A 21,383-nucleotide genomic window follows, 5' to 3' on the forward strand; every position below is an offset into this window, starting at 1 on the left:
GCGCGCTCTGCGGGGGGAGCAAGAGCCGCCGGGAAAACTGTTCGTTGGGAGCCTGTGATGCCGGCGCCGGCCATAAAAAAACCCGGCGCATGGCCGGGTTTTCAGTTCAAGGCGCAAGATCAGGCCTTGAAGGTCTTGCCTTCGAACTGCTCGGCAACGAAGGCCCAGTTGACCAGGTTCCAGAATGCTTCTACGTACTTCGGACGCAGGTTGCGGTAGTCGATGTAGTAGGCGTGTTCCCAGACGTCGCAGGTCAGCAGCGGGGTGTCGCCGCTGGTCAGCGGGCAGCCGGCACCGATGGTGCTGGCCAGGGCCAGGGAGCCGTCGGCCTTCTTGACCAGCCAGCCCCAGCCGGAACCGAAGGTGCCAACCGAAGTCTTGGTGAACTCTTCCTTGAACTTGTCGAAGGAACCGAATGCGGCGTTGATGGCTTCAGCCAGCGCACCGGTAGGCTGGCCACCACCGTTTGGCGACAGGCAGTTCCAGTAGAAGGTGTGGTTCCAGACTTGAGCGGCGTTGTTGAAGATGCCCCCCGAAGAGCTCTTGACGATCTCTTCCAGGGTCTTGCCTTCGAATTCGGTGCCTGGGACCAGGTTGTTCAGGTTCACGACGTAGGTGTTGTGGTGCTTGTCGTGGTGATACTCCAGGGTTTCCTTGGAGATGTGCGGCTGCAGGGCATCGTGGGCGTACGGCAGCGGCGGCAATTCAAAAGCCATGGTGGATCTCCTGATTCAGGTCTAGTTCGCGGTTTGCGCAAGGCCGATCACGGGCGGCCCTATGTGCGTCGGCGAGTTTGTACTCTTTGCGACGCAAGGGCTGGATCATAGCACCAGCCCCGCCGCATAACCACGCAACAAAGATAGGGAATAGAGGTTCCAGAGCGGTTGCCTGCCGCCGACGGGTGGCGCTCCGTTGCAAGCTTGCAGCTTGCAGCTCAAGCAAAGATCAGCTGCGCCGCCACGGCGAACATCATCACGGCCACCATCAGGTCGAGCATCCGCCAGGTGGCCGGGCGGGCCAGCCAGGGCGCCAGCCATGCAGCACCGATCGCCAAAGTCGAGAACCATAGCAGCGAAGCGCTGGCGGCCCCTGCCACATAGGCGCCCGGCACGGTCTGCTGTGCGCCCAGCGAGCCGATCAGCAACACGGTGTCCAGGTACACATGCGGGTTCAGGAGGGTAACGGCCAGTGCACTGAGCAGCACCGCCTTGCGCGAGCGCATGCCTTGGCCTTGCTGATGCTGCAGGCTCTGTTTGGAGCATGCACTGCGCAGCGCCTTGGCGCCGTACCAGAGCAGAAACACCGCACCACCCCAGCGCGCGATCGCCAGCAGCGTCGGATTATGCGCGAGCACCGTGGCCAGGCCGAATACACCGGCGGCTACCAGCAGGGCGTCGCAGACGATGCACAGTGCTGCCACCGGCAGGTGATGTTCACGGCGCAGGCTCTGCGCCAGGACGAAGGCGTTCTGTGCGCCAATGGCCATGATCAGGCCGAAGGCCACCAGCATGCCGTTCAGATAGCTTTGCCACATGGCAGATACTCCAGAGAAGATGCTGGCTATTGTGCGGATCCCCCCTGTATAAGAAAAACAAATAGTGCTGATCCGTCATTAGGAAAATCGATGTTCGACTACAAGCTGCTTGCCGCGCTCGCGGCGGTGATCGAGCAAGGTGGTTTCGAACGTGCAGCGCAGGTGCTGGGGCTGTCGCAATCGGCTATTTCACAGCGCATCAAGCTGCTCGAGGCGCGGGTTGGTCAGCCGGTGCTGGTGCGCGCCGCGCCACCGAGCCCGACCGAGGTCGGGCGACAGTTGCTCAACCATGTGCAGCAGGTGCGGCTGCTCGAACGTGACCTGCAGCGCCAGGTACCGGCACTCGATGAAGAGGGCATGCCAGAGCGTCTGCGCATTGCGCTCAACGCTGATAGCCTGGCGACCTGGTGGGCAGGCGCGGTGGGTTCGTTTTGCGCCGAGCAGCAGGTACTCACCGACCTTGTGGTGGAAGACCAGGAGGTCGGCCTGAAGCGCATGCGTGCCGGGGAGGTGGCGGCCTGCCTGTGCGGCAGTGAGCGGCCGGTGGCCGGCGCCCGCAGCATGCCGCTGGGTGCCATGCGCTACCGGGCGCTGGCCAGCCCGGCATTCATGGCGCGCTATTTCCCAATGGGTTTCGAGGCCCGGCGCCTGGCCCGCACGCCGGCGATCGTGTACGGCCCGGACGATTTTTTGCAGCACCGATACCTCGCTTCTCTCGGTATCGAAGATGGCTTCCTGCACCACCTTTGCCCGTCATCCGAAGGCTTCCTGCGCATGACCGAAGCTGGCCTGGGCTGGGGCCTGGTGCCTGAGTTGCAGGCCCGTGAGCAGTTGAGTAGTGGGCGACTGGTGGAAATTTGTGCCGATACCCCCATCGATGTGCCGCTGTACTGGCATCATTGGCGCAACGGCGGGCAACTGCTCGCGCAACTGACCGAACACCTGCGGCACACGGCACAGCATTGGCTGGTGCCCTTGTAGTGGCGGCTGGCGTCTGTTGCATCTGAAATCTGAGGCGGAGTGTTACATGCGAATTCTGGTCACTGGCGCGAGCGGCTTCATCGGCGGGCGCTTTGCGCGCTTCGCCCTGGAGCAAGGCCTGGATGTGCGGGTCAGCGGCCGGCGCGCCGAGGGCGTCGAGCACCTGGTCAAGCGCGGTGCGCAGTTCATCCCCGGCGACCTCGGTGACGCCGAACTGGCCCGGCGTCTGTGCCAGGGCGTCGAGGCGGTGGTGCATTGCGCGGGGGCGGTGGGCACCTGGGGGCGCTATCAGGATTTTTACCAGGGCAATGTGGTGGTCACCGAGAACGTGGTCGAGGGCTGCTTGAAGGAGCATGTCCGTCGCCTGGTACACCTGTCGTCGCCGTCGATCTACTTCAATGGCCGTTCGCGCCTGGATATCCGCGAAGACCAGGTGCCGCGCCGCTTTCACCATCATTACGCGCAGACCAAATACCTTGCTGAACAAAAGGTCTTCGGCGCCCAGGAGTTCGGGCTCGAAGTTCTGGCCCTGCGCCCGCGCTTTGTAACAGGAGCCGGTGATGCCAGTATTTTCCCGCGGCTGATGCAGATGCAGCGCAAGGGCCGTGTGGCGATCATCGGCAACGGCCTGAACAAAGTCGATTTCACCAGCGTGCACAATCTCAACGAGGCACTGCTTGGCGCGCTGTTCGCCGATGATCGCGCGTTAGGGCAGGCCTACAACATCAGTAATGGTCAATCGTTGCCATTGTGGGATGTGGTCAATTACGTGATGCGCCAGATGCAGTTGCCCCAGGTGACCCGTTATCGCGCCTACGGCATGGCCTACAGCATGGCGGCGCTGAACGAGGCCGCTTGCATGCTCTGGCCCGGGCGACCCCAGCCCACCCTCACGCGCCTGGGGATGCAAGTGATGAGCCGCGATTTCACCCTGGATATCAGCCGCGCCCGGCAGTACCTGGACTATCAGCCCAAGGTCAGCCTGTGGACGGCGCTGGATGAATTTTGCGCGTGGTGGAAGCACCAGCCCCTTGGCCACTGAACCAGGCGCCAGGATGATGGTCATCAGTGCGCCGCGTGAGCGGTTTATACTCATGTCTCTTTGCTACTACCGCGGTTGAAACTATCCATGCGTAACGATGCCCACGACGATTTTGATGATGTGCCAACCCTGCGTGCCGGCACCCCGGATGACGACGAACTGTTGCCGGCGCGTGTGTCGCGCAACCGCCAGAAGGCCACCAGGCCCGCCAGTACCGGCCCACTGTGGGCGTTGCTGGGGGCTTCGTTCATCGCGCTGGCCGGGCTCGGCTGGTGGAGCTTTCAGCAGATCTCGCTGATGGAGCAGCAACTGGTGGCCACTCAGGAAAGCTTTGCGCGCATCAGCGAGGAAGCAGCAGGGCGCTTGCAGGCGATCAGTGGCAAGGTCGCTGCCACCGAGAGCTCTACCAGCACCGGCAGTGAGGCGCTCAAGCTGCAGATCCGCCAACTGCAGGCCAGCCTGGCCGAGCAGGGCAAGCAACAGCAGGGGGTGGCCGGGCAGACGGGTGACCTGGGCAAGCGTCTGGAGCAGGTGTTGGCCGATACCCGCGAGCAGCAAAAGGCGGTAACTGAGCTGCAAACCCAGTTACAGGCGCAGTTGAAGGCGGTGAATGCCGAGCTGGCGGCGTTGAAGTCAGGCCAGGTGGATGGCGGCAAGCTCGATGGGCAGCTCAAGAGCCTTAGCGAGGAGGTGGCCGCATTGAAGAAGCAGGGCAACCCGAAAGCGGCGATCGAGAGCCTGGAGCAGGACGTGCTGGTATTGAAGAGCCAGGTGGACAATCGCCCGGCTGCGGCGCCAGCAAGTGGCGCATCGGTGCAGGAGTTCGATGCGTTTCGTGGGCAGACCACGCGTAACTTCAACACCTTGCAGAGCCAGATTCAGAACCTGCAGCAGCAGATCAATGCTCGGCCTTAGGGCCTTAGGGCCTTAGGGCCTTAGGGCCTTAGGGGAGGGCTTCGCCCTCCTTTCGCGACACAAGGCCGCTCCTACACGAAATTGAGCGGTCGACTGTCGGGGCGGCCTTGTGTCGCGAAGGGCCGCAAAGCGGCCCCGGCGATCTGACTTACAGCCGCGGGTAATCGATGTACCCCACCGGCCCTTTTGCATAGAAGGTTTCCGGGTGCGCCTGGTTAAGCGGCGCATCGGCCGCCAGCCGTGCCGGCAGGTCCGGGTTGGCAATGAACGGCACACCGAACGCCACCGCATCCGCCTTGCCACTGGCCAACGCGGCATTGGCACTGGCCTTGTCGAACCGCTCGTTGACGATGTAAGGGCCATCGAACGCTGCTTTGATCAGCGGGCCGATACTGTCATCGGCTTCTTTCTCCCGAGAGCAGATGAAGGCGATACCCCGCTTGCCCAGTTCCCGCGCTACATAGGTGAAGGTCTCGGCGCGGTCGGCATCACCCATGTCATGGGAGTCTGCGCGCGGCGCAAGGTGCACGCCGACACGGCCTGCGCCCCACACGCCGATGGCGGCGTCTGTCACCTCCAGCAGCAGGCGGGCACGGTTTTCCAGTGAACCACCGTAGCGGTCGGTGCGCTGGTTGGTGCTGCTCTGCAGGAACTGGTCGAGCAGATAGCCGTTGGCACCGTGGATTTCCACGCCATCGAAACCGGCAGCCTTGGCGTTCTCTGCGCCACTGCGGTAAGCCTCGACGATGTCGGCGATTTCTTCGCTTTCCAAGGCCCGTGGGGTCGGGTATTCGGTGATCGGGCGCACCAGGCTGACATGGCCCTTGGGCTGGATGGCGCTGGGAGCCACCGGCAGTTCACCGTTCAAATAGCTGGGGTGGGAAATGCGGCCAACATGCCACAACTGCAGGAATATACGACCGCCCGCGCCGTGCACGGCCTTGGTCACGTTGTTCCAGCCGCGTACCTGCTGGTCGTTCCAGATGCCTGGCGTATCAGGGTAGCCGACGCCCATGGCAGAGACCGAGGTCGCTTCACTGAGGATCAGCCCGGCGCTGGCGCGCTGCACGTAGTACTCGGCCATCAGCGCGTTGGGCACCCGGCCTTCGTCGGCGCGGCAGCGGGTCAGCGGCGCCATGATGATGCGGTTGGGCAGTTGCACATCGCCCAGTGTGATCGGATCGAAAAGCGTGGTCATAACGGGTTACCTACCTTGTCAAAGCGCTTGGCGCAGTTGTTCGAGGAACGCCTGGATGGTGGCTTCGTCGCGTTTGAAAAAATGCCACTGGCCGATCTTCTGGCTGCTGATCAGGCCTGCGCGCTGCAACGTTGCCAGGTGGGCAGAAACGGTCGACTGCGACAGGCCGCAGCGTTGATCGATCTGGCCGGCACAGACACCGTGCTCGGTGCTGTGGTGCTGGGCGGGAAAGTGCGCTGCCGGGTCTTTCAGCCAGTTGAGGATTTCTCGCCGGACCGGGTGGGCCAGGGCTTTTATTATGTCGTCGAGATCGAGAGGCATGGTGTGGGGCTCGTGGTGTAGCGGTATATCGCGATATGACGAAATATAAATCGGTATTTCGCGATATAGAAATATGAAGTGGTTCTGAGCTGAGCGCGAATCGTTATATCGTGTTATAACGATATACGGATGCGCAGTGCTAAACTGCGCCCATGAATTACCTCGCACACCTGCACCTGGGCGGCCCGGCGCCGCAACAACTGCTTGGCAGCCTGTACGGCGATTTCGTCAAAGGCTCGCTGGAGGGGCGCTTTGCGCCGACGCTGGAGGCTGCCATTCGGCTGCATCGGCACATCGACAGCTACACCGATCAGCACCCGTTGGTATTGGCGGCGCTGGCGCGGTTCCCCCGGGAGCGGCGCCGCTATGCCGGGATCATTGTGGATGTGTTCTTCGACCATTGCCTGGCGCAACACTGGGGCGACTATGCCGAACAGCCGCTGGAGCAGTTCACCGGTGCGTTCTATCGCGTGTTGCTGGCCGAGCCCGAGTTGCCAGGGCGGCTGGCGCGCATTGCGCCCTTGATGGCCGCAGATGACTGGCTGGGGGCGTATGGCGATTTTTCCACCCTGGAGCAGGTCTTCAACGGCATTGGGCGACGCTTGTCCCGGCCTGAGGGCATGATGGGCGTGATGGCGGAGCTTGAGCGGTTGTACGAGCCGTTGCTGGCTGATTTCCGTGAGTTCTATCCGCAGTTGCAGACGTTTGCCGCCGCACAGAGGTCTGGCCGATAGCGGTGTACTGCCAATCAGGCATCAAGCAGCACGGGCCTGCCGGCGCGCTGCCACCTCGACTTCGCCAACCCCGAACAACGCCATCTGGATAGCCTGTTGCGCCTGAAATGCCAACGCTGCGCGTTCTTTGTCCACGCTGCTGATCGGCTGCAACAGGTGGATGCACACCTCACCCCGCGGCTCGGCGAACAGCCGCATCAGGTGTGACACGAGGTCATCATCACCGATGAACGGCGCAACCAGGTCAGCCTCGCCGTTGCGCAGGTACTCAATGGCAACAGGCTGCACTGCCACACCCTGATCGATGGCGCCTGCCAGCAAACGCCCATGGAAGGTGCGCAACTGGCGCCCGTCGGTGGTGGTGCCTTCGGGGAAGATCAACAGCGGCCTGGCGTCGCCCAGTTGTGCGCTGATCTGTTCACGCAAGCGCTGGCTATCGCCGCCGCCGCGGCGGATGAACAATGTGCCGGCTTTCTCCGCCAGCCAGCCAGCCACGGGCCAGTGGCGGACTTCGGCCTTGGACAGAAACGACAGCGGCAGCAGCATGCCGAGCAGCGGGATATCGGTCCAGGACACGTGGTTGCTGACCCACAACATCGGCCGTTTGGGCAGTTCACCGATTACCCGCACGTCGAAGGGCAGGGCAGCGACCAGGCGTTTCATGAACAGGCAGGTCCAGCGCTGGCGGCGCTCGATGGAGGCCTTCATGCCCATGCGTTCACCGATGGCGATCACGCTGGCCATGAGCATGCCGAAAAGCAGTACCAGCACCAGCCTTGCGAGGCGGGCGAACACCCGCAGTTTGGGCATCAGACCGCTGCCTTGAAGTGGCGGGCGTAACGTGGGCAGAGGTCATCACGCTTGAGCAGGATGAACACGTCGGCCACCTGGAAGTCCTCATCCCAACAGGGTTCACCGCAGATCTTCGCACCCAGGCGCATGTAGGCCTTCAGCAGCGGCGGCATTTCGGCGATGACGTTGTTCGGCAGGGCCAGGGTGGGCAGCGGGTTCTTTGGCTCCGCACGCAGGTGTTCGTTGCACAGGTAACGCTCACGCAGGCGTTGCATGATGGCATGGGCCTGAACCCCGCCATCCTGCATGGGGATGCTCGCGCAGCCCATCAGGTAGCTGTAGCGGCCTTCATTGAGCACTTCGGCCAGCTCACCCCAGAGCACAGCGATGGTGCCGCCGTTGCGGTAGCCGGGGTCGACGCAGGTGCGGCCCAGTTCGAGGATTGGCCCTTGCAGTTGCAGCAGGCCATGCAGGCTGAATTCTTCTTCGCTGTAGAAGCGCCCCAGGCTGCTGGCGGCCTGATGGTCGAGCAGACGGGTGGTGGCGACCAGTTCGCCGGTGCTCAGGTCGCGTACACCGATGTGCCGGCAATGTACGTCGTAGTCATCCATGTCCAGGCCCAGTTCAGCGCCCTTGAGCCTGGCCTTGAATTCTGCGCTGAACACTTTGTAGCGCAGGGCCTGTGCTTCCTGCAGGGCCGCGGCGCCGACCAGGCGTTCGGCTTGCAGACGGCGTTCAGTGCTGTTGTCGCCAGAGCGAGCTGTCCGAGTCATTGCGAGTCTCCCTAAGCCAGCCATGAAGGGTTGCGGCCGGTCGGCTTTGTTGTGCAAAGTCAGCCTAGGTAGGCGCGGTGTCACCCCTGTGAACCTTTGGTGATGCTTGCGTGACACCCCCTGACAAGCGAGGAGCGTCCGATGGCCTGGTTGCAACGACTCAACGATCCCTTTCGCCAGCCTCTGGCCGGTACTTTGGGTGAGGCATATGCCGCGCAGCTCGAGCGCCTCGGTGGGTGCGCGCCGTTCGAGCTGGCGGTGCTGGGTGGGCGCGCCATGGCCACACCCGGCCTGGCGTTTCTCATTGGCTACCAGGCCGCCTTGCGCATGCTGTGGCCTAGCGCCCCGGCCAGTCTCGGCGCGTTATGCGCCACCGAACGGCGTAGCGTGCGCCCTGCGGACATGCAGACGCGCCTGGAGGGTTTACGCCTGACCGGCCGCAAGGACTTCGTGACCGCCGGGCTTGACGCCGAATGGCTGCTGGTGGCGGCGCGCAGCGAAGGGCAGGGTGAAGCACCGCGCCTGAGCCTGGGAGTGGTTTATCCGGGTGAGCCAGGAGTGACCCTGGAGGCGTTGCCGACCCTGCCTTTGATGCCTGAGGTCGGCCACGGGCGCCTGCAACTGCACCAGGCTGCCTGCGAGTTGTTGGCAGGTGATGGTTGGGATGCGTACGTCAAACCGTTTCGCTCGCTGGAAGATTTGTACGTACTGGCGGCGATGGTTGCCTGGTTGTATGGCGTAGCGCAGGAATGCGGCTGGCAACAGGAGCTGCGGTTGCGCCTGATTGCCTTGTTGGCCGGCTGTGCCGAGGCCAGCCGCCAGTGCGCCGACAGTGTTGGCTGCCATTTGTTGTTGGCGGGCTTGTTTGCGCAGTTTCAGGCACTGAAAGGGGCCATCGACAAAGCGCTGTCGGCCGGGCCGGCGCAATGGGCGCAGCTGTGGCAGCGTGATCAGGGGGTGATGGCGCTGGCGACGGCTGCTCGGGAAAAGCGCCTGGCCAAGGCTTGGGAGGCTGCCGGATTGTCATGAACGCCTGCCAGGATCGCCTGATCCGTTGAAAACCCGGGTCGCCTTGCGGCCCCAAGAGGCGTTTATGTTGAGGGCAGGGTTGTTGATCCTGGCGGTGGCGGTGGCGGTCGGTTCGGCCAGGGCAGAGGACTGGCCCCTGCCGGATTGGCAGGCCGACATCACGGCCATCGACTGGCAGGCTGTCGACAGCTATGCCTTCCCTGAACGCGACGCCACCAAGCGCAGCGGCATTCGCAGCGACGCCCTGCTGATCATCCGTGACGGCCGTATCCTGCACGAACGGTACGCCGCACCTACTACCGCGAAAACCGCCCACCTGACCTGGTCGGTGAGCAAAAGCGTGCTGGCGACAGTGCTGGGCGTGGCCCAAGGTGAGGGGCGTTTTCAACTGCAGGACCCTGCGGCCCGCTTTTACCCGCCCATGCAGGCACACCCCGACGTGCGTCTGGCCGATCTGTTGCATTGGGCCAGTGGCCTGGCCTGGCAGGAAGACTACGAATACGCACCGCTGAAATCCTCGGTAGTGGCCATGCTCTACACGCGCGGGCGCCATGACATGGCGGCTTATACCGCTTCAAGACCCGTCGCCGAAAAGCCCGGGCAGCGATTCATTTATTCGAGTGGCGACAGCAATGTCCTGGCCGCCGCATTGCGCGGCATGCTCAAGGGCAGTGCTTACCCTGACTACCCCTGGCAGGCGCTGTTCACCCCGCTGGGCATTCACAGCGCCGTTTGGGAACGCGATGGCAGTGGCACCTTCGTTGGCTCTTCCTACCTCTACCTCAGTGCCCGCGACCTGGCGCGCATCGGCCTGTTGATGCAGCGTGAAGGACGCTGGGGTGGCCGCCAGTTGCTGCCGGCAAGCTGGGTTGCTTTCAATCGAACCCTGTTCAGCCAGGCTACACCGCTGCCCGGCGAAGCCAACCCGGGTGGCCACTGGTGGCTCAACCAGCCACTGCCGGGCAGTGCTTCACCTTGGCCTGACGCGCCGGCAGACACCTATGCCGCCCTCGGCCACTGGGGCCAGGCCCTTTACATACTGCCGACCCACAAGCTGGTCATCGTCCGCTACGCCGACGACCGTGATGGTAGTTACCACCATAACGAACTGCTCAAGCGTGTGCTGGCAGCGCTGGCCAAGGAGGGTGCATGAAGCGCCTGCTGGGGCTGGTGATGGTTGCCTTGTTGGGCTGGGCCTGGCTGGAACGCCAGGCATTGGCGGATTTCCCCGGTATTCTTTCGGCTTATTCGGCCAAGGAATATTGCTCCTGCCGTTTTGTCATGGGCTTGGACCCCGCCTATTGCCGGGGTTATGTCGCGCAGTGGTTGCCGTTGAGCATGCTGGAGGAGGACAGCCAGCAGCGTCTGGTTGTCGCAGCGGGCCTGGGCCAGCGCAATCAGGCGGCATGGCAGGGGGCGCAGGCTGGCTGCCGCTTGCTGCCATGAAGACGGCCGGGTAAGGTTGGCGGTCTGGTTTCACGAGATCTGTCATGTTCAAGCTGCCCCGTCTTCTACCCGCACTGTTGCTGGCTCTGTGCCTGCCCGCCCACGCCAATTGGCACCTCGATGGTGAATCCTCACGCCTTTCATTCGTCACCGGCAAGGACGGCGATACGGCCGAGGTCCATCGTTTTCTGGTACTGCATGGCACCGTCGACCGCAAGGGCGCAGCCGGGCTGCGTATCGAGATGGACTCGGTGAGCAGTGGTATCCCGCTACGGGACGAGCGCATGCGTGACGACCTGTTCGAGGTCGGCCGCTTTGCCGAAGCGACGGTCAAGGCCCAACTCGACCTGCGGCCGATAAACGACCTGGCCGACGGCGCGCAGGTCGAATTGCGCCTGCCACTGACCGTTACGCTGCATGGCCAGTCGCACAGCTACAACGCCTTGTTGCTGGCAACCCGCCTCGATGCGCGGCGCTTCCAGGTGGTGACCCTCGAACCGTTGATACTGCACGCCCACGATTTCGGCCTGCTGCCCGGCCTGGAAACCTTGCGCAAGTTCGCCAAGCTCAAATCCATCAACCCGACGGTACCGGTCAATGCGGTGCTGATTTTCAACGCCCGCTGACATGCCGGGGCCGGTCTTTCCCTGGCGCGATGGCAACCAGTTCGAACTGCTGATCGACGGCCCCGAATTCTTTCCACGCATGCTCCAGGCGATCGAGGGTGCCCAAGCCCAGGTCGATCTTGAGCTGTACCTGGTCGAGGCTGGTGCCTGCGCCGAGGCGGTGGTCCAGGCACTGGAGCAGGCGGCCCGGCGCGGTGTACGCGTGCGTTGCCTGTTCGACGACTACGGCTCGCTGGCTTTCAATGCTGCTTTGCGCCAACGCCTGCTGGATGCCGGTGTGTACCTGCGCTGGTACAACCGCCTGCGCTGGCGCCGCGGCCTGCGCAACCTGTATCGCGACCATCGTAAGTTGCTGCTGGTTGACGAGCGCTTGGCGGTGGTCGGTGGTACCGGTGTCACCGATGAGTTCTGGACGCCGGGTGAAGCGACCAGCGAGTGGCATGAGGTGATGGTGCAGATGCGCGGCCCGGTGGTCAGTGATTGGCAGCTACTGTTCAACCGCCAGTGGCAGGCCAACAACCGCCGTACGGCCTGGCGCCCCGCTGAAGGCTTCGGCCTGCCGCGCCTGCCCAAGGTGCCGGTGCAGGGCCAGGGCATGGGCCGGGTGGCCTATGCCGACGCCCGCCAGCACCGTGACATCCTGCATTCGCTGGTGCGTGCGCTCAACAGCGGTAAACAGCGGGTCTGGCTGGCCACACCTTACTTTTTGCCTACCTGGAGCGTGCGCCGCTCGCTGCGCCGGGCGGCAGGCAAGGGTGTCGATGTGCGCCTGCTGCTCACCGGCCCGCGGACCGATCACCCCTCGGTACGCTACGCCGGTCATCGTTACTACCCTCGTTTATTACGCGCGGGGGTACGTATCTACGAATACCAGCCGTGCTTCCTGCACCTGAAGATGGCGCTGGTGGATGATTGGGTCAGCGTCGGCTCGTGCAACTTCGATCACTGGAACCTGCGCTTCAACCTGGAGGCCAACGTCGAGGCATTGGACCCGCCGCTGACGGCCGCCGTGGTCGCCAGCTTCGAGCGCGACTTCAGCCTGAGTGACGAGGTCGATCTTGACCACTGGCACGCCCGGCCGTTGTGGCGCCGCGTGAAGCAGCGGGTGTGGGGCTGGCTCGACCGCCTTGTGGTCAACCTGCTCGACCGTCGCGACTGAAGCAGACTATCGTGCAGTGGTTGTTCCCCAAACTACCGAAGGAGTGGATGCGATGACTGCGAAGAAGATTCTCATGCTGGTGGGCGACTACGTCGAGGACTACGAGGCGATGGTGCCTTTCCAGGCCTTGAGCATGGTGGGCCACACGGTGCATGCGGTGTGCCCGGAAAAAATCGCGGGCCAGACGGTGCGCACGGCGATCCACGATTTTGAAGGCGAGCAGACCTACAGCGAGAAGCCAGGCCACAACTTTGCCCTGAACCATGATTTCGTCCAGGTCCGTGCCGAAAGCTACGATGCCTTGCTGATCCCCGGTGGGCGAGCCCCGGAGTATCTACGCCTGGATGAGCGCGTGTTGGCGTTGGTCAAAGCTTTCGACCAAGCCGGCAAGCCGATTGCGGCGGTTTGCCATGGTGCGCAGTTGCTGGCGGCGGCTGGCGTGCTGGAAGGGCGTGAGTGCAGTGCGTATCCGGCGTGTGCGCCGGAGGTACGTCTGGCAGGGGGGAAGTTCATCGACATCGCCGTGGACCAGGCTCACGTAGATGGCAACCTGGTGACGGCTCCTGCGTGGCCGGCGCACCCGGCATGGCTTGCGGCCTTCCTCAAGGTGCTGGGGACGCGTATCAGCTGAGCGAGTCAAGGAAAGCTGGGATGCACCGGCATTGAAAGCTGCGTAGTGGGCATTTACCCGTTCGGTAGCGGTCCTGGAACAGTTCCTGTCGTGTGGGGAAAAGGTGGGGTATTGGTACGGATGTTAGGGTTTCCCCTCAAGCCCGGCTTAGCCGAGCGCGTCACCCACCTCGACAGAACGACCGCCAAGCATGGAAATACGCCTGTTGCACGGTGCCGCTATCGCGCCTTACATCGATGACCTCGCTCGCCTGCGCCTGACTGTGTTGCGCGAGTTCCCCTATCTGTATGACGGCACAGTAGAGTTTGAGGCCGAGCACATGGCAGCCTATGCCCGCTCCGGCCGCAGCCTGGTAGTGCTGGCCCTGGACGATGGGCGTGTGGTTGGCGCCTCGACCGGCCTGCCACTGGTGGACGTTGCGCCCAAGTTTCAGCAGCCGTTCCTGGCGCAGGGGCGCGACCCTGCCAGCGTGTACTATTTCGGCGAATCGCTGGTGCTGCCCGAATACCGTGGCCAAGGCCTGGGTGTGCGCTTCTTCATCGAGCGTGAGTCCTACGCGCACAAGCTGGCCGAATTCGACTACTGCGCATTCTGCACCGTCGAGCGCCCTGGCATGCACCCCAGACGGCCTGCCAACTACAAGCCATTGCACGGTTTCTGGCGAAACCGGGGCTTCCTGCATGACCCATCCCTGCGCACTCATTACGCTTGGCGCGATTTGGGCGAACAGGAAAGCAGCAACAAGATCATGTCATTCTGGCTCAAGGAACTACCCATATGATCCGCGTGGCGGGCTGCCAGTGAACCATAGGGGTGCATGAACGATTGGGGCTGCAAAGCAGCCCCGATACCGTTTACTTGACTTCTACCGCCAGGCTTTCGGCGATCTTGCTCTGCCACAGCGCAGGGCCGGTGATGTGCACCGACTCACCGTTGCTGTCCACCGCGACGGTGACTGGCATGTCTTTGACTTCGAACTCGTAGATCGCTTCCATGCCCAGTTCGGCGAAGGCCAGAACCTTGGACTTGCGAATCGCCTGGGCCACAAGGTAGGCAGCGCCGCCGACGGCCATCAGGTAAACGGCCTTGTTGTCCTTGATCGCTTCGATGGCGGTCGGGCCACGCTCGGACTTGCCGATCATGCCCAGCAGGCCGGTCTGTTCAAGGATCTGGCGGGTGAACTTGTCCATCCGGGTGGCGGTGGTCGGGCCAGCCGGGCCTACCACTTCGTCACCGACCGGGTCGACCGGGCCGACGTAGTAGATGAAGCGGCCTTTGAGGTCAACCGGCAGCGCTTCGCCACGGTTGAGCATCTCGACCATGCGCTTGTGCGCGGCATCGCGGCCGGTGAGCATCTTGCCGTTGAGCAGGATGGTCTCGCCCGGCTTCCAGCTGGCCACTTCTTCCGGGGTGATGTCGTCGAGGTTGACGCGGCGGGCGCTCGGGCCGGCTTCCCAGACGATTTCCGGGTAGGCGTCCAGCGACGGGGCTTCCAGCTCGGCCGGGCCGGAGCCGTCGAGCACGAAGTGCGCGTGACGGGTGGCGGCGCAGTTGGGGATCATGCACACCGGCAGGGATGCGGCGTGGGTCGGGTAGTCCATGATCTTGACATCGAGCACGGTGGTCAGGCCACCCAGACCCTGGGCGCCGATGCCCAGCTGGTTGACCTTCTCGAACAGCTCCAGGCGGATCTCTTCGAGGCGGTTCTGCGGGCCACGGGCTTTGAGTTCATGGATGTCGATGGACTCCATCAACACTTCCTTGGCCATGACTGCGGCTTTTTCGGCGGTACCGCCGATGCCGATACCGAGCATGCCAGGCGGGCACCAGCCGGCACCCATGGTCGGGACGGTCTTCAGGACCCAGTCGACGATCGAGTCGGACGGGTTGAGCATGGCCATCTTCGACTTGTTTTCCGAGCCGCCGCCTTTGGCTGCCACATCGACTTCGACCTTGTCGCCTGGGACGATCGAGTAGTGGATGACGGCTGGAGTGTTGTCCTTGGTGTTCTTGCGGGCACCGGCCGGGTCGGCCAGGATCGAAGCGCGCAGAACGTTTTCAGGCAGGTTGTAGGCGCGACGCACACCTTCGTTGATCATGTCGTCGACGCTCAGGGTGGCGCCGTCCCAGCGCACGTCCATGCCGACGCGCACGAATACGGTGACGATACCGGTATCCTGGCAGATCGGCCGGTGGCCGGTGGCGCACATGCGCGAGTTGATCAGGATCTGGGCGATGGAGTCGCGCGCGGCAGGCGACTCTTCACGCAGGTAGGCCTCGTGCATCGCCTGGATGAAATCGACGGGGTGGTAGTACGAAATGAATTGCAGGGCGTCGGCGACGCTCTGAATCAGGTCGTCTTGCTTGATCACGGTCATGCAGCGCGCTCCTCTTAAAGACGGGAACATTCGTAAAGGCCTTCCGACACTGCACACCTGCGTGTCGAAACGCCTGGCAAGGCGTCGACAGGTCAGGCCGACGCAAAAAGGCGCGGCAGTATAGCGCGCCTGTGCCTGCGAAACACCTGCGTGTGGTCTGGACCATGGTCTGCAGGCGACGGGCATCCTTTTTGCTGCCGATGCCGGCTTGCCTTAGAGTGGCGATGTATAGCCGGAGAAGTGATGACCATGCCTGAACTCTGTGTGGACGAGCGCCGCTGGACGGTGCCCACCGGCAGCAATCTGCTCGATGCCCTGAACGACGCGGGGCTGAATGTGCCCTACAGCTGCCGTGCAGGTAGCTGTCACGCCTGCCTGGTGCATTGCCTGGACGGGCAACCCGCCGATGCACGGCCCGAGGCCCTGGCGCTGGAAAAACACACACAGGGCTGGCGGCTGGCATGCCAGTGCCGGGTGATTGACGACCTGCGCGTAGCGGTGTTCGACCCCCTGCAGGACGGCATCCCTGCACAGGTCTGTGCGCTGGACTGGTTCGGTGATGTGCTGCGCTTGCGCCTGCGGCCGGAGCGGGCATTGCGTTATCAGGCCGGTCAGCATGTGGTGCTGTGGAACGGTGCGGTGGCCCGGCCCTATTCATTGGCAAGCCTGCCGGGCGAAGACGACTTCCTTGAGTTCCATATCGACTGCCAGCGCCCGGGCGCCTTTTGCGACAAGGCCCGTGGTTTGCAAGTTGGCGATACGCTGCGCCTGGGGGAACTGCGCGGTGGGGCGCTGCATTACGACCTGGACTGGCAGGGGCGGGCGCTATGGTTGCTGGCAGCAGGTACCGGGCTTGCGCCATTGTGGGGCATCTTGCGCGAGGCGGTGCGGCAGGGGCATCGGGGGGAGATCAGGGTGATGCATGTGGCGCATGATGCCGCCGGGCATTACCTGGCTGAGCCGTTGATGCAGATCGAAGGCGTGAGTGTCGAGCGGGTGCTGGCGGATCAGCTGGATGCAGCGCTGGCGACATTGCGGCCATCATCGCGGCAGACCATTGCGCTGGTGTGTGGCTCGCCGGGAAGTGTGGAGCGGTTCGCGCGGCGGCTGTTCATTGCGGGGGTACCGAGGAATCAGGTATTTGCCGATGTGTTCGTCGAGCATGCCTGAAGACGGTGTGCAGTGATTGAACCGGCGCCGCAGAGCGGCGCCGGTTGAGGCAGATCAGCCGACCAGCGGATCACCGACATGCAGGATCTTCATGCCGTTGGTACCACCGATGGTGTGGTAGCTGTCGCCCTTGGTCAGGATCACCCAGTCACCTTGCGCCACCAGGCCACGCTTGAGCAGTTCGTCGACCGCCGCCTGGCTGACCTTGTCGGCCGGCAGCGAAGCCGGGTCGAACGCGATCGGGTAGACGCCGCGGAACATCGACGCGCGCGCCTGGGTAGCGCGGTGCGGCGACAGTGCGTAGATCGGCACGTGCGAGCGCAGGCGCGACATGATCAGCGGGGTGTAGCCACTCTCGGTGAGGGCGATGATCGCCTTGACGCCGGGGAAGTGGTTGGCGGTGTACATGGCCGCCAGGGCGATGCTTTCGTCGCAGCGCTCGAAGGTGGTGTGCAGGCGGTGGCTGGACTTCTGGCTGGTCGGGTGCTTTTCAGCGCCCAGGCAGATGCGCGCCATGGCCTGTACCGCTTCGATCGGGTAGGAACCGGCGGCGCTTTCGGCCGACAGCATCACCGCATCGGTGTTGTCCAGCACGGCGTTGGCCACGTCGGACACTTCGGCGCGGGTCGGCATCGGGTTCTGGATCATCGACTCCATCATCTGGGTCGCCACGATCACCGCCTTGTTGTTGCGGCGTGCGTGCTGGATGATCTTCTTCTGGATGGCGATCAGCTCGGCGTCGCCGATTTCCACGCCCAGGTCGCCACGGGCAACCATCACGGCATCGGAGGCGGCGATCAGCTTGTCGAGGGTTTCGTCGTCGGCAACGGCTTCGGCACGCTCGATCTTGGCCACCAGCCAGGCGCTGCCGCCGGACTCGTCGCGCAGCTTGCGGGCATATTCCATGTCGCTGGCGTCACGCGGGAAGGACACGGCCAGGTAGTCCAGGTCCATTTCCGCGGCCAGCTTGATGTCGGCCTTGTCTTTTTCGGTCAGGGCCGGCGCGGTCAGGCCGCCACCTTTGCGGTTGATGCCTTTGTGGTCCGACAGCGGGCCACCGATGATCACCACGCAGTGCAGTGCATCTGCGGTAGCGGTCTCGACGCGCATGACCACACGGCCGTCGTCGAGCAGCAGTTCGTCACCAACGCCGCAGTCCTTGACCAGGTCGGGATAGTCGATACCGACGATGTCCTGGTTGCCTTCGGTCAGCGGGTGGGCGGTGGAGAAGGTGAACTTGTCACCGATCTTCAGTTCGATGCGCTTGTTGCTGAACTTGGCGATGCGGATCTTCGGACCCTGCAGGTCGCCCAGCAATGCGACATGGCGGCCGTTCTTGGCAGCGATTTCACGGATCAGGCGGGCGCGCGCCTTGTGCTCGTCCGGGGTGCCGTGGGAAAAGTTCAGGCGTGCCACGTCCAGGCCGGCGAGGATCAGTTGTTCGATCACTTGCGGCGAATTGCTGGCGGGGCCGAGGGTGGCGACGATTTTGGTACGGCGGATGGTCATGCACAGACTCCTATAGTGAAGCGCAGCGAAAGGCTACTCCTGAATCGCCCTGTAGTCATTGTTCCGTTGCACTACCTGCAGGCGGGTACGATAGGGCAGCTGCAAGCTGCAAGTTGCAAGCTGAAGAAATATACCGGCACGCCGATATACTCTTTATTAAAGGAGATCCCCATGCGAGCCCTGATCGTTTTTGCCCTGGCGGCCAGCGCCGTCGGCTGTACCCGCTGGTCCATGGACCACCATCTGAACAACGCCTATCGTGCGTACGACCGAGGCGATTGCCAGCGGGTCATGCTCGAGCTGTCACAGGTCGATCGTACCAGCCGCGCGCGGCCGTTCATCCATCCGGAAGTGTCGTTGCTGCGGGGTCAGTGCCTGGAGCGCCAGAAGCTTTTCGTGGACGCAGCACAAACCTACGAATACCTGATCCAGCAGTATCCGCGCAACGAGTATGCCTACCGGGCCAAGGCGCGACTGCAGACTCTGGAGAAGCTGGGCCACTACCGCGCTGGCGAGGGTGCGATGGCCAGCCCGGTGAATACCTCTCCTTGGCGTTAACACCAAGGTATCGTTTATTTCACGGGATTTGCCGCGTGCGCTGCGTTAACCTGTAACTCAGTTGTTACAACAACCGCCAGTACCTCGTATTCCTGGCATCGGGTACGGACTGCAATTGTGACCATGTTCAATCAGCGTCATATCGAACGCCATCAGTTACCTTGTGTACTGAGGGTCTTCAACCGCTTTACCGATCAGCCGATCGGGCAGCTGGGCAATGCCTCGGAAGATGGCTTGATGTTGATCAGCCAGTTACCGGTGCTGGTGGGGCCGGATTTCGAGTTGCAGTTGCGCCTGCCGCTGCCCGGTGGCGGCTTTCAGTTCATCAACCTGACCGCCAGTTGCCTGTGGTGCCGTGAGGACCAGACGCCTGGCCACTACGATTCGGGCTTCATGCTGCTGCAGGCACCACGCGAATACGACGAATTCGTGCGCTCGTTGCGCGACTATTTCAGTTTCCACCCGGCCAACGCTTCCGTCTGAGGCCATGTCCGCTAGAATCGGGGCGACCTTTGATCAGGACGTCCCCGTGACCTCTAGCATTTTCTGGCACGACTACGAAACCACCGGTATCAACCCGCGCTGCGACAGGCCGTTGCAGGTGGCCGGAGTGCGCACCGACTTCGAGCTCAATGAGATCGACGAGCCGATCAGTCTTTATTGCCGCCCCAGCGACGATATCCTGCCGCACCCGGCGGCCTGCCTGGTGACGGGTATCACCCCCCAGCAACTGGCCAGCCAAGGCCTGTGCGAAGCCGAGTTCATGACGCGGGTGCACGCGCAACTGGCCCTCCCGGGGACCTGTGGCGCCGGTTACAACACCTTGCGCTTCGACGACGAGGTTACCCGCTACAGCCTGTACCGCAACTTCTTCGACCCCTATGCCCGGGAGTGGCAGGGCGGCAATAGTCGCTGGGACTTGATCGATGTGGTACGCACTGCTTATGCCCTTCGCCCTGAAGGCATCGTCTGGCCGCAACAGGACGGGCGCACCAGCCTGCGTCTTGAACTGCTCAGCAAGGCCAATGGCATCGAGCATGGGCATGCACACGAGGCACTTTCCGACGTGCGGGCCACCATCGCACTGGCGCGTCTGATCCGGCACAAGCAACCCAAGTTGTATGAGTGGCTGTTCCAGTTGCGCAGCAAGCACAAAGTGATGGAGCAAATCCGTCTGCTGCAGCCGTTGGTGCATATATCGGGGCGGTTCTCGGCGGCGCGCAATTATCTGGGGGTGGTCTTGCCTTTGGCCTGGCACCCACGTAATCGCAACGCGCTGATTGTGTGCGACCTGCAACAGGAAACCCTACCCTTATTAAGGGAAAGTGCCGAGGTGCTTCGTGAACGCTTGTACACGCGTCGTGAGGAATTGTCTGACGGGCAATTACCCATACCGCTGAAGTTGGTGCAGATCAATCGCTGCCCGGTAGTGGCGCCGCTCTCGGTATTGCGTGCGCCCGATCAGCAACGGCTCGGTATCGATTTGGCGCTCGTGCAATCACGCGCTGAAGAGTTGGCCAATCAACAGAATGCTTGGCAACACAAGCTGGAACACATTTACGGCAAGGACGACTTTGTTCCGAGTGACGATCCGGAACAGCAATTGTATGAAGGGTTTCTCGGCGACCGCGACCGCCGGCTGTGCGAACAAGTAAGAACGCTGGACCCTGCACAGTTGGGGCAAGGCCACTGGATGTTCGATGACCCGCGCATGCCTGAGTTGTTGTTCCGGTATCGGGCGCGCAACTTCCCGGAAACCTTGAATAGCGAAGAGCGGCAACGCTGGTATGGTTTCTGCCAGCAGCGGCTGAGCGATCCGCATTGGGGTGCACCCAACACGCTGGGTGACTTCGAGCAGGCGCGCCAAAGCGCCTGGGCCAACGCGGACGAGGCCGGGCGTCAGGTGCTGGATGCCTGGCAGGCGCATGCCCGACAACTGGCGGAGCAGTTTGCCATCAGTGTTTGAGTGGTTTTATACAAGCAAACAAAAACGCCGGCATCGTGCCGGCGTTTTTGTTTTTAGCAGTACAGCGATCGAGCGGACAATCAGTCCAGCAGGGTCGCCCAGCTTTCAACCACATCGCCACCCCATTTGGCTTTCCACTCTTTCAGGGTTTTGTGGTTGCCGCCTTTGGTTTCGATCACTTCACCATTGTGCGGGTTTTTGTATTGCTTGACCTTGCGCGCACGTTTGGTGGCGGTGGTCTTGACGGCGCCACGTGGCCCTTTGCTCAGTTTCGACTCCGGGTCGAGCAGGGCAATGACGTCGCGCAGCGATTTGGAGTATTCGCCCATCAGGGTGCGCAGTTTGCCTTCGAACTCCAGTTCTTTTTTCAGCTTGTCATCCTGCGACAGGTTGGCCAGGCGGGCCTGAAGTTCCTTGATGGCTTCTTCGGTGGCGCGGTATTCGTTGATCAGGGACATGGAGTGTTCCTTAATGCGTGTTCGGAAATGTGTGGAGCAATAATAGACAGGCGAAACTCTCAAGTAAACCTATTAATCAGTTCCTCAACTGTTTATGTCGCTGTGACAAAATATCTCAAGGTTAAAAAAATATTTACATAAGGCCCCGCAATTCGTCATGTTT

General features: G+C 62.6%; 24 protein-coding genes. 15 read left to right on the forward strand and 9 right to left on the reverse strand.

Features of this window, described 5'->3' with window-relative positions; translation table 11 throughout:
- Window positions 1-119: 119 nt before the first annotated feature.
- Together EGJ09_RS11905 and EGJ09_RS11910 are read right to left on the reverse strand one after the other, a co-directional pair.
- Window positions 120-716, reverse strand: a complete 597-nt coding sequence (locus tag EGJ09_RS11905; RefSeq protein WP_012312902.1) for a superoxide dismutase — start codon at window positions 714-716, stop codon at window positions 120-122.
- Window positions 717-934: 218 nt separating this feature from the next.
- The gene (locus tag EGJ09_RS11910; protein WP_115273658.1) at window positions 935-1,534 is read right to left on the reverse strand and encodes a LysE/ArgO family amino acid transporter; all 600 of its coding nucleotides are present in this window, start codon (window positions 1,532-1,534) and stop codon (window positions 935-937) included.
- A 90-nt stretch (window positions 1,535-1,624) separates the two neighbouring features.
- On the opposite strand from EGJ09_RS11910, the gene EGJ09_RS11915 reads away from it, so the two are divergent.
- From EGJ09_RS11915 to EGJ09_RS11925, 3 genes are all read left to right on the forward strand, one after another.
- Window positions 1,625-2,515: a LysR family transcriptional regulator ArgP gene (locus tag EGJ09_RS11915; RefSeq protein ID WP_125923893.1), complete on the forward strand. Its 891-nt coding sequence runs from the start codon at window positions 1,625-1,627 to the stop codon at window positions 2,513-2,515.
- A 46-nt stretch (window positions 2,516-2,561) separates the two neighbouring features.
- Window positions 2,562-3,557 carry an NAD(P)-dependent oxidoreductase gene (locus tag EGJ09_RS11920; RefSeq protein WP_125923894.1) on the forward strand — a complete coding sequence of 332 codons (996 nt, stop codon included), beginning with the start codon at window positions 2,562-2,564 and terminating at the stop codon, window positions 3,555-3,557.
- A gap of 87 nt (window positions 3,558-3,644) precedes the next feature.
- Window positions 3,645-4,472 (forward strand): ATPase, encoded by an 828-nt coding sequence (locus tag EGJ09_RS11925; protein WP_046784887.1) that lies wholly within the window; start codon window positions 3,645-3,647, stop codon window positions 4,470-4,472.
- Between the two features lie 148 nt (window positions 4,473-4,620).
- On the opposite strand, the gene EGJ09_RS11930 is transcribed toward EGJ09_RS11925, so the two are convergent.
- Both EGJ09_RS11930 and EGJ09_RS11935 read right to left on the reverse strand, forming a co-directional pair.
- Window positions 4,621-5,670, reverse strand: a complete 1,050-nt coding sequence (locus EGJ09_RS11930) for an alkene reductase (protein ID WP_125923895.1) — start codon at window positions 5,668-5,670, stop codon at window positions 4,621-4,623.
- Window positions 5,671-5,688: 18 nt separating this feature from the next.
- Window positions 5,689-5,991: a helix-turn-helix transcriptional regulator gene (locus EGJ09_RS11935; RefSeq protein WP_046784889.1), complete on the reverse strand. Its 303-nt coding sequence runs from the start codon at window positions 5,989-5,991 to the stop codon at window positions 5,689-5,691.
- A gap of 152 nt (window positions 5,992-6,143) precedes the next feature.
- On the opposite strand from EGJ09_RS11935, the gene EGJ09_RS11940 reads away from it, so the two are divergent.
- Window positions 6,144-6,725 (forward strand): ACP phosphodiesterase, encoded by a 582-nt coding sequence (locus EGJ09_RS11940; protein WP_115273660.1) that lies wholly within the window; start codon window positions 6,144-6,146, stop codon window positions 6,723-6,725.
- Window positions 6,726-6,746: 21 nt separating this feature from the next.
- Here EGJ09_RS11940 and EGJ09_RS11945 read toward each other — a convergent pair whose 3' ends face one another.
- On the reverse strand, window positions 6,747-7,535 hold the full coding sequence (locus tag EGJ09_RS11945; RefSeq protein WP_046784891.1) for a lysophospholipid acyltransferase family protein: 789 nt from the start codon (window positions 7,533-7,535) through the stop codon (window positions 6,747-6,749).
- Window positions 7,535-8,290 (reverse strand): L-ornithine N(alpha)-acyltransferase, encoded by a 756-nt coding sequence (gene olsB, locus EGJ09_RS11950; RefSeq protein WP_046784892.1) that lies wholly within the window; start codon window positions 8,288-8,290, stop codon window positions 7,535-7,537. The genes EGJ09_RS11945 and olsB overlap by 1 nt, the downstream gene beginning before the upstream one ends.
- 141 nt (window positions 8,291-8,431) lie before the next feature.
- On the opposite strand from olsB, the gene EGJ09_RS11955 reads away from it, so the two are divergent.
- The 7 genes from EGJ09_RS11955 (at window position 8,432) to EGJ09_RS11985 (ending at window position 13,962) form a co-directional block, all read left to right on the forward strand.
- The gene (locus EGJ09_RS11955) at window positions 8,432-9,319 is read left to right on the forward strand and encodes an acyl-CoA dehydrogenase (RefSeq protein WP_119688330.1); all 888 of its coding nucleotides are present in this window, start codon (window positions 8,432-8,434) and stop codon (window positions 9,317-9,319) included.
- 64 nt (window positions 9,320-9,383) lie between these two features.
- Window positions 9,384-10,472, forward strand: a complete 1,089-nt coding sequence (locus tag EGJ09_RS11960; protein ID WP_125923896.1) for a serine hydrolase — start codon at window positions 9,384-9,386, stop codon at window positions 10,470-10,472.
- Window positions 10,469-10,765, forward strand: coding sequence for a hypothetical protein (locus EGJ09_RS11965; RefSeq protein ID WP_046784895.1), 297 nt, complete (start codon window positions 10,469-10,471; stop codon window positions 10,763-10,765). The genes EGJ09_RS11960 and EGJ09_RS11965 overlap by 4 nt, the downstream gene beginning before the upstream one ends.
- Before the next feature lie 44 nt (window positions 10,766-10,809).
- Window positions 10,810-11,391 carry a YceI family protein gene (locus EGJ09_RS11970; protein ID WP_046784896.1) on the forward strand — a complete coding sequence of 194 codons (582 nt, stop codon included), beginning with the start codon at window positions 10,810-10,812 and terminating at the stop codon, window positions 11,389-11,391.
- A 1-nt stretch (window position 11,392) separates the two neighbouring features.
- On the forward strand, window positions 11,393-12,550 hold the full coding sequence (locus EGJ09_RS11975) for a phosphatidylserine/phosphatidylglycerophosphate/cardiolipin synthase family protein (RefSeq protein ID WP_119688332.1): 1,158 nt from the start codon (window positions 11,393-11,395) through the stop codon (window positions 12,548-12,550).
- 52 nt (window positions 12,551-12,602) lie between these two features.
- The gene (locus tag EGJ09_RS11980; protein WP_012312917.1) at window positions 12,603-13,181 is read left to right on the forward strand and encodes a DJ-1/PfpI family protein; all 579 of its coding nucleotides are present in this window, start codon (window positions 12,603-12,605) and stop codon (window positions 13,179-13,181) included.
- 190 nt (window positions 13,182-13,371) lie between these two features.
- Complete coding sequence (locus EGJ09_RS11985) at window positions 13,372-13,962, forward strand: GNAT family N-acetyltransferase (protein WP_115273664.1); 591 nt, start codon at window positions 13,372-13,374, stop codon at window positions 13,960-13,962.
- A 73-nt stretch (window positions 13,963-14,035) separates the two neighbouring features.
- Here EGJ09_RS11985 and EGJ09_RS11990 read toward each other — a convergent pair whose 3' ends face one another.
- A complete protein-coding gene (locus tag EGJ09_RS11990) occupies window positions 14,036-15,559 on the reverse strand; it encodes a fumarate hydratase (protein WP_016488901.1) in 1,524 nt (507 codons plus the stop codon).
- Window positions 15,560-15,808: 249 nt separating this feature from the next.
- Between EGJ09_RS11990 and EGJ09_RS11995 the strand changes: the two genes are divergently transcribed.
- On the forward strand, window positions 15,809-16,729 hold the full coding sequence (locus EGJ09_RS11995) for an iron-sulfur-binding ferredoxin reductase (protein WP_125923905.1): 921 nt from the start codon (window positions 15,809-15,811) through the stop codon (window positions 16,727-16,729).
- Between the two features lie 54 nt (window positions 16,730-16,783).
- On the opposite strand, the gene pyk is transcribed toward EGJ09_RS11995, so the two are convergent.
- Window positions 16,784-18,238, reverse strand: a complete 1,455-nt coding sequence (pyk, locus tag EGJ09_RS12000; RefSeq protein WP_039604343.1) for a pyruvate kinase — start codon at window positions 18,236-18,238, stop codon at window positions 16,784-16,786.
- Window positions 18,239-18,409: 171 nt separating this feature from the next.
- Between pyk and EGJ09_RS12005 the strand changes: the two genes are divergently transcribed.
- The 3 genes from EGJ09_RS12005 (at window position 18,410) to sbcB (ending at window position 20,762) form a co-directional block, all read left to right on the forward strand.
- Window positions 18,410-18,796: a hypothetical protein gene (locus EGJ09_RS12005; RefSeq protein ID WP_046784899.1), complete on the forward strand. Its 387-nt coding sequence runs from the start codon at window positions 18,410-18,412 to the stop codon at window positions 18,794-18,796.
- 123 nt (window positions 18,797-18,919) lie between these two features.
- Window positions 18,920-19,279 carry a PilZ domain-containing protein gene (locus EGJ09_RS12010; protein ID WP_046784962.1) on the forward strand — a complete coding sequence of 120 codons (360 nt, stop codon included), beginning with the start codon at window positions 18,920-18,922 and terminating at the stop codon, window positions 19,277-19,279.
- Window positions 19,280-19,325: 46 nt separating this feature from the next.
- Complete coding sequence (gene sbcB / locus EGJ09_RS12015) at window positions 19,326-20,762, forward strand: exodeoxyribonuclease I (RefSeq protein ID WP_115273665.1); 1,437 nt, start codon at window positions 19,326-19,328, stop codon at window positions 20,760-20,762.
- Window positions 20,763-20,842: 80 nt separating this feature from the next.
- Here the strand turns inward: sbcB and mvaT are convergent, their stop codons facing one another.
- On the reverse strand, window positions 20,843-21,220 hold the full coding sequence (gene mvaT, locus EGJ09_RS12020; protein ID WP_012312927.1) for a histone-like nucleoid-structuring protein MvaT: 378 nt from the start codon (window positions 21,218-21,220) through the stop codon (window positions 20,843-20,845).
- Window positions 21,221-21,383 lie beyond the last annotated feature (163 nt).

The organism is Pseudomonas sp. p106 (assembly GCF_003936645.1).
Lineage (GTDB): Bacteria > Pseudomonadota > Gammaproteobacteria > Pseudomonadales > Pseudomonadaceae > Aquipseudomonas > Aquipseudomonas putida_E.

What these genes read in the sequence shown, in the direction of transcription:
- EGJ09_RS11905 (WP_012312902.1), bottom strand. Translation starts at nt 716, where the DNA reads ATGGCTTTTGAATTGCCGCCGCTGCCGTACGCCCACGATGCCCTGCAG.
- EGJ09_RS11910 (WP_115273658.1), bottom strand. Translation starts at nt 1,534, where the DNA reads ATGTGGCAAAGCTATCTGAACGGCATGCTGGTGGCCTTCGGCCTGATC.
- EGJ09_RS11915 (WP_125923893.1), top strand. Translation starts at nt 1,625, where the DNA reads ATGTTCGACTACAAGCTGCTTGCCGCGCTCGCGGCGGTGATCGAGCAA.
- EGJ09_RS11920 (WP_125923894.1), top strand. Translation starts at nt 2,562, where the DNA reads ATGCGAATTCTGGTCACTGGCGCGAGCGGCTTCATCGGCGGGCGCTTT.
- EGJ09_RS11925 (WP_046784887.1), top strand. Translation starts at nt 3,645, where the DNA reads ATGCGTAACGATGCCCACGACGATTTTGATGATGTGCCAACCCTGCGT.
- EGJ09_RS11930 (WP_125923895.1), bottom strand. Translation starts at nt 5,670, where the DNA reads ATGACCACGCTTTTCGATCCGATCACACTGGGCGATGTGCAACTGCCC.
- EGJ09_RS11935 (WP_046784889.1), bottom strand. Translation starts at nt 5,991, where the DNA reads ATGCCTCTCGATCTCGACGACATAATAAAAGCCCTGGCCCACCCGGTC.
- EGJ09_RS11940 (WP_115273660.1), top strand. Translation starts at nt 6,144, where the DNA reads ATGAATTACCTCGCACACCTGCACCTGGGCGGCCCGGCGCCGCAACAA.
- EGJ09_RS11945 (WP_046784891.1), bottom strand. Translation starts at nt 7,535, where the DNA reads ATGCCCAAACTGCGGGTGTTCGCCCGCCTCGCAAGGCTGGTGCTGGTA.
- olsB (WP_046784892.1), bottom strand. Translation starts at nt 8,290, where the DNA reads ATGACTCGGACAGCTCGCTCTGGCGACAACAGCACTGAACGCCGTCTG.
- EGJ09_RS11955 (WP_119688330.1), top strand. Translation starts at nt 8,432, where the DNA reads ATGGCCTGGTTGCAACGACTCAACGATCCCTTTCGCCAGCCTCTGGCC.
- EGJ09_RS11960 (WP_125923896.1), top strand. Translation starts at nt 9,384, where the DNA reads ATGTTGAGGGCAGGGTTGTTGATCCTGGCGGTGGCGGTGGCGGTCGGT.
- EGJ09_RS11965 (WP_046784895.1), top strand. Translation starts at nt 10,469, where the DNA reads ATGAAGCGCCTGCTGGGGCTGGTGATGGTTGCCTTGTTGGGCTGGGCC.
- EGJ09_RS11970 (WP_046784896.1), top strand. Translation starts at nt 10,810, where the DNA reads ATGTTCAAGCTGCCCCGTCTTCTACCCGCACTGTTGCTGGCTCTGTGC.
- EGJ09_RS11975 (WP_119688332.1), top strand. Translation starts at nt 11,393, where the DNA reads ATGCCGGGGCCGGTCTTTCCCTGGCGCGATGGCAACCAGTTCGAACTG.
- EGJ09_RS11980 (WP_012312917.1), top strand. Translation starts at nt 12,603, where the DNA reads ATGACTGCGAAGAAGATTCTCATGCTGGTGGGCGACTACGTCGAGGAC.
- EGJ09_RS11985 (WP_115273664.1), top strand. Translation starts at nt 13,372, where the DNA reads ATGGAAATACGCCTGTTGCACGGTGCCGCTATCGCGCCTTACATCGAT.
- EGJ09_RS11990 (WP_016488901.1), bottom strand. Translation starts at nt 15,559, where the DNA reads ATGACCGTGATCAAGCAAGACGACCTGATTCAGAGCGTCGCCGACGCC.
- EGJ09_RS11995 (WP_125923905.1), top strand. Translation starts at nt 15,809, where the DNA reads ATGCCTGAACTCTGTGTGGACGAGCGCCGCTGGACGGTGCCCACCGGC.
- pyk (WP_039604343.1), bottom strand. Translation starts at nt 18,238, where the DNA reads ATGACCATCCGCCGTACCAAAATCGTCGCCACCCTCGGCCCCGCCAGC.
- EGJ09_RS12005 (WP_046784899.1), top strand. Translation starts at nt 18,410, where the DNA reads ATGCGAGCCCTGATCGTTTTTGCCCTGGCGGCCAGCGCCGTCGGCTGT.
- EGJ09_RS12010 (WP_046784962.1), top strand. Translation starts at nt 18,920, where the DNA reads ATGTTCAATCAGCGTCATATCGAACGCCATCAGTTACCTTGTGTACTG.
- mvaT (WP_012312927.1), bottom strand. Translation starts at nt 21,220, where the DNA reads ATGTCCCTGATCAACGAATACCGCGCCACCGAAGAAGCCATCAAGGAA.